At 60.8% G+C, this 5,673-nt stretch carries 4 protein-coding genes; all 4 read right to left on the bottom strand.

Going from position 1 to position 5,673, the window contains the following annotated elements; translation table 11 throughout:
- Positions 1 to 18: 18 nt before the first annotated feature.
- Positions 19 to 552: a response regulator transcription factor gene (locus ACESMB_RS14405; protein ID WP_372927481.1), complete on the bottom strand. Its 534-nt coding sequence runs from the start codon at positions 550 to 552 to the stop codon at positions 19 to 21.
- Positions 549 to 1,820 carry a sensor histidine kinase gene (locus tag ACESMB_RS14400; RefSeq protein ID WP_372927480.1) on the bottom strand — a complete coding sequence of 424 codons (1,272 nt, stop codon included), beginning with the start codon at positions 1,818 to 1,820 and terminating at the stop codon, positions 549 to 551. The genes ACESMB_RS14405 and ACESMB_RS14400 overlap by 4 nt, the downstream gene beginning before the upstream one ends.
- Before the next feature lie 63 nt (positions 1,821 to 1,883).
- Positions 1,884 to 4,460, bottom strand: a complete 2,577-nt coding sequence (locus ACESMB_RS14395; protein WP_372971922.1) for a PEP/pyruvate-binding domain-containing protein — start codon at positions 4,458 to 4,460, stop codon at positions 1,884 to 1,886.
- Positions 4,461 to 4,467: 7 nt separating this feature from the next.
- On the bottom strand, positions 4,468 to 5,673 hold a 1,206-nt coding region (gdhA, locus tag ACESMB_RS14390), incomplete at its 5' end, for an NADP-specific glutamate dehydrogenase (RefSeq protein WP_372971921.1).

Raw genomic sequence — 5,673 nt, 5'->3', positions numbered from 1 at the left:
TCTGGGCATAGGTTCCAGTCAGTTTCGCCAGTGGGAATGTTTCTGCAGTTTCCGCTGCAGCGTTCTTCGGTGCATGTTCAGGGCTCTGGCTGTAGAAGACACGTTGCCGTTGTGCTCGTTCAGGACCCGTTGTATGTGCTCTCGCTCCATTTCTTCCACTGACGGCGGTTCCCTGCGCAGATCCGGTTGGCTGTCCAGAGCCTCGAAACCCGCAATGAGCTGGTTCAGGGTAACCGGTTTGCAGAGGTAGTTGATAGCTCCCCGGCGCATGGCTTCAACTGCCGTGGCGATGCTCCCGTAACCGGTCAATACCAGCACTTCAAGATCGGGCTGGAGTGAGAGCAGTTCCGGCAACAGCTGCAGACCGCTCTCACCGGCCAGGTTGAGGTCAAGCACGCACCGCTGGAAGGCACGGGACCCGAGTGCAATGCGGGCGTCGTTGTGGTTACCAGCACAGACTGTGTCTATGTCCTGTCGACCGAGAGAGCGCTGCAGCACATGCAGAAAGGCTTCGTCATCGTCGATCAGCAACCACACTGGCTGTTCGCTCATCCGGCCCCCCCGCTTACGGCATTTTCAGGTCCGGCCAAGGGCAATTCGATGATCATGGTGGTGCCGTGTCCATCTGCGCTGGCCTTCAGTGTGCCGCCGAGGCGCTGGATGGTAGCGTTGGAAAGAAACAGGCCGACACCAAGGCCCTTCTCCGAGCTCACCACGCTGTCGCCGGCAGAGCCCTGCAGCGCCATCTCTCGTCCATCACCCTTGTCTTCCACAATGATTTCTATCCTTTTGTTTTCGGATCTTCGGGCACAAACAGAAACCCACTCCGGACTGGCGGTGAGTGCGTTAGCCAGAAGGTTCAGAACGGCCTGGTCAAGGGTGGCGTCCACCGCAACAGAACAGTCCGGGAACGGCGCCTGCCAGTGAATCGGAGCTGATGGCCACAGCAAAGTAGCGGATTCCCTCAGGCGCATCATCCAGAATTGTAGCGGCAGTGTTTCCAGTTGCGCTGCCCTGGCTTGCATGGCGGCCGTGGACAACTGGCGTAGATGATTGCTGCACAGTTCAAGCTGGCTTTCCATCAGCGCCAGGTCGTCGGTGATCTGATCACTGGCGGGCACCGCAGATTTCACTTCCCCGACCAGCAGCGTCAGAGTGTTCAGTGGTGTCCCCAGGCGATGTGCGACAGCCGCTGCCGAGAGGCCCAGCGCAATGATCTGCTCATCCCGCAGCCGGTTCTCCCTTATGTCTGCCAGTTGAGCCTGTTGCTGGCGCAGGCGGCGGGCGAGCGCACCAACAACAAGTAGCAGGATGGTTGCGGTGATGGCAAAAGCCACCCACATGCCCACCAGGTGCAATTGTGCCAGGTTGGCGCCGTGATGCTCTGTGGTGACTGGCATGTGCCAGATCACCAGCACGGTATAAATGGCCACCCCGGCCATGGTGACGCCGATGCTCTGGCGCAGCGGCACCAGGATAATGGCAACGGAAATGGGCAACAACAGCACCGAGACCAGGGGATTGGTGTAACCGCCGGTCAGATAAAGCCACGCCCCGATCAGCACAAGATCGGTTATCAGAATCAGGCTGACGGCCGCCGCGGATTTCGGTGGGCGCCGGGTAAACCAGAGCCAGCCAAGGGTTGCCGCAACGGCGTAGGCCAGGCACAGAATCAGGGCCTCCGCGCGATACGCAAGGGTGACCATGGTTTCCGCCACGGCGATTGCAATCAGCTGAATAACCACAATGGTCAGTCGCATGCCCAGTAGATAACGGGCAGCCTGCTGAAAGCCGGTCTGTGAGTGGGTAAGCCATTCCATGGGCGCGATTCTAGCAGCAGGTGAGGGAATTCGGTGGGAAAATATACGTGGGATTGTCGCGAATCAATCCGGGAAGTAGCAGATCAGTTGCTGGCGGACAATGTCGCCCCGCAACTGCAGCGGGCGATGGGTGAGGTCATGCACCCGGACGGCTGCCAGGTGCGCTGACGATTGTGTTGCCCGGGCGGGTTCCTGTGGCAGGTGTTGCGGATAATACTGGCAGTGACGGCTTTCCGGGAACAGGGCTGCGTAGGCAATACCGGTTTCCACCAGGTCCTGGAAAAAGTGCGAGCCATAGGACAGGTCCGGCACCATATGGCCCGCGTTCTCGGATACTTCCACCAGGGCTGCCACACCGGCAATGTCTGAAAAGCGCACGGGAACGCCTAGCTCCGGGCTACTGGTGCCCCATCGGCCCGGGCCGATCAGCAGTGTCGGGGTGGTGGAGGATCTGACCTGCGCGCCCACCAGCAGCGCGACCTCATAGCGTTCATTGGTGTCGAGGCCAGCGTATATCCCCGCATCCACGCGAATCACCCGCTGGATGACCAGGTTGATATTGCCTCCCATAAAGTGGCCTGCGGTACGGAACAGAACCCTGTTCTCAGCCACACTGTCCGGGACGGTTACCGGGCCGGATTCGCCAACGGTGGCGAGGGGCCGGCATTGCACCAGGTTGAAAGAGGGGTCGCCCTGTTCGTCCAGGTGGAGGGTGAATTCCACCTCCACCGGATGTCGGTAGCCGGCCTCCAGTGTCTGCAGCATGCCTGCCAGCCGCGTGATGAAAGCCCCCCGCTTTACCAATGGCCGGAACGTCAGCCGCCAGACGGGGCCCTCAAGCCCGATCTGTTCGGCACGGTCGGTTGCCGATCGGTCTATCTCGGCCAGGTGATCCATGGCCAGACCGGTGGTGTTTTCCAGCACCTGGCTGAGCGGACGGGTGTCCAGCACGCCATCCTGAAGGTCCAGCAGATCCACCAGGTGCTGGGAGAACCGGTAGGATTCATCCTGGTTGCGGAAGGGCTGGCGGCCAGGCTGGTCCAGGGCCATCACGCAGGCATGGTCTCCTTCAATACGGTCCACCGCGCGGGTACCCAGCCCCATAACCAGTCGTACCATGCCGGCTTTCGGGTCCATGGTGCTGTCCCAGGCAAAGGTGTTGCGGGAGACGCCCACGCCGGCAGCGTCCGGCAGGTAGTAACGGCCATGGAAACGACCGTTGACCCGCTGGATCAGCAAAGCCATGGGCTCTTCCCGCTGGTCCAGCCCCCGTTGCCTGCGGTAATGCAGCGCGTCCTCACTCATGGATGAGGCGTAAACCTTGCGAACGGCATCTTCCAGATCCGCCAGACGTTGCTCCGGCGCACCCTGGTTGACCAGGAACACGCTCTCGTACTTGCCGGCGAAGGCATTGCCGAACCCGTCTTCCTGCAGGCTGGATGAACGCACCAGAATGGGATACTGGCCGTAATGATCCAGCAGCCGTTCCAGCTCGACACGGATTTCACCGGGGAAACAGCCGGAAAGAATCCCCTCTCTCAAGGCCGGAGCCTCTGTGAGATAGCCGGCTTCCGAACGCTGGCGCATGATTGCCGGCCACAGCCCGTTATGCACCAGAAAGGCGTAGTAGGCATCGGTGCCGAGATAGCTGGAATCGTGGGGTTCCAGGTGCCGCTGCCAAAGGTCCGGCGCCTTCTTCAGCAGGATATTCCGGGCTATCAGCATGCCGGTCGCTTTGCCGCCGATGTAACCGCTGCCCACCAGCCGGCTGAAGATGCCGAGCAGGTCTTCCAAAGAGAGGTATTCCCGTGCCAGGGCCAGAATCTGTGGGTCACGGCTGATCAGCACCTGCAATACCTGCTCCTGCAGGTCGTCAATGCAGTCAGTGTCATGTTCGGACAGGGCCCGGCTGGCTTCCTGGAACAGTCGGTCCCAGTAATCCAGCAGCGGCTGGCGGTGCAGGTGTTCACGTTCCAGGCTGGCCTGCAGGCGCGTAGCGTCGCTGCTGTCGGTAATCGGCTCGAACCTGCCCTGGTGTTCCCGGTGGGGCAGGAACATGGTAGGGGATTGCCGGCGCCATGCCTTGATGGGGTGAATCTGGACATTGTCGCCATGACGTTGCACATCGATCATCACCTGGGTGGTTTCGCGGATGCGATCCAGGGTCATGCGGGAGTGCCGGTCCGGATGCAGGGCAAACCAGGCCACGGTGTCCAGTTCGAACAGAAACGGGCAGACCACCCGGAAGAAGTTGCCCACCATGGCGTCGGTGGCCCAGGCGTTGAGCAGTTCACTGAGGCTGTCACATACGTAAAAGGCGCCAGGGCCATGTTGCGCTATCAGGTGCCATACCCGGCTGGTAAAGCTCTCGAAGCCCCCAAGGGCGTCGATGTCGATGGTGCGAACGGCGGGGTGCTGTTCGATGATGGGTGGATGTTCGCCAAAGCGAAGATAGATGATCTGCCGGCCGGAATCTGCGGCGGCATCCAGGAAGGGGCGGACAAACCGGCGATAATCGTCGAGGTCGGAAATCCTCCAGACCACGTTATCGCCGATACGCAGGCCATCCAGAACCTCGTCCAGCCCGGTCAGTCCGGTGGACACCCGACCTGCAGGCTGGAGAGGTTCGTCGCTGGCCATGGCCGGATCAGATCACGCCCATGGCGGTCATTGCCCTGGCAACCCGCAGGAAACCACTGACATTGGCACCCAGTACGTAGTTGCCTTCAGAGCCGAACTCGGCGGCGGTTTCGTAACAGTTCTTGTGGATGTCGGTCATGATTTCCTCAAGCCGCTTCTGGGTGTAGTCAAAGGTCCAGCGATCGCGGCTGGCGTTCTGTTGCATTTCCAGAGCGGAGGTGGCGACACCGCCGGCATTGGCAGCCTTGCCCGGGCCATAGGCCAGCCTGGCATTCTGGAAGATGTCGATGCCTTCGGGCGTCGTGGGCATGTTGGCGCCTTCGGCAACTGCAATGCAGCCGTTTTCAACCAGGGTCTTGGCGTCTTTGCCATTAAGCTCGTTCTGGGTGGCGCACGGCAGGGCAACGTCACAGGGCACGGTCCAGATGTTGCCGCCTTCCACGTATCTGGCGTCCTTATGGAATTCAGTGTAGGCGCTGATACGTCGACGCTCCACTTCCTTCAGGCGCCTCAGTGTCTGCAGGTCGATGCCCTTTTCGTGCACGATCATGCCGCCGGAATCGGAGCAGGCAATGACCCTGGCGCCCAGTTCGTGGGCTTTTTCAATGGCGTAGATGGCGACGTTGCCGGAGCCGGACACCACCACGGTTTTGCCGTCGAGGGAATCACCGCGGGCCTTGAGCATTTCATGAGTGAAAAATACGGTGCCGTAACCCGTGGCTTCGGTGCGTGCACAGCTGCCGCCCCACTCCAGGCCCTTGCCGGTGAATACACCGGATTCGTAACGGTTGGTGATGCGCTTGTACTGGCCGAAAAGATAGCCGATTTCGCGGCCGCCCACGCCAATGTCGCCGGCCGGAACGTCTGTGTACTGGCCCAGGTGGCGATACAGCTCCGTCATCAGGCTCTGGCAGAAACGCATGATCTCGTCATCGGACCGGCCTTTCGGGTCGAAGTCGCTGCCGCCTTTGCCGCCGCCGATGGGCAGGCCGGTGAGGGCATTCTTGAAGATCTGCTCGAAGCCCAGGAACTTGATAATGCCGAGATAGACCGACGGGTGGAAGCGCATACCGCCCTTGTAGGGTCCCAGGGCGCTGTTGAACTCCACGCGGAAGGCGCGGTTGATGTGGATCTCGCCGCTGTCGTCCTGCCAGGGTACGCGGAAAATGATCTGGCGCTCGGGTTCACAGATGCGCTGGATGATTTTCTTGTC

This window comes from Marinobacter sp., from assembly GCF_041686475.1.
Taxonomy (GTDB): domain Bacteria; phylum Pseudomonadota; class Gammaproteobacteria; order Pseudomonadales; family Oleiphilaceae; genus Marinobacter.
This window is presented reverse-complemented; position numbering and strand designations above follow the sequence as displayed.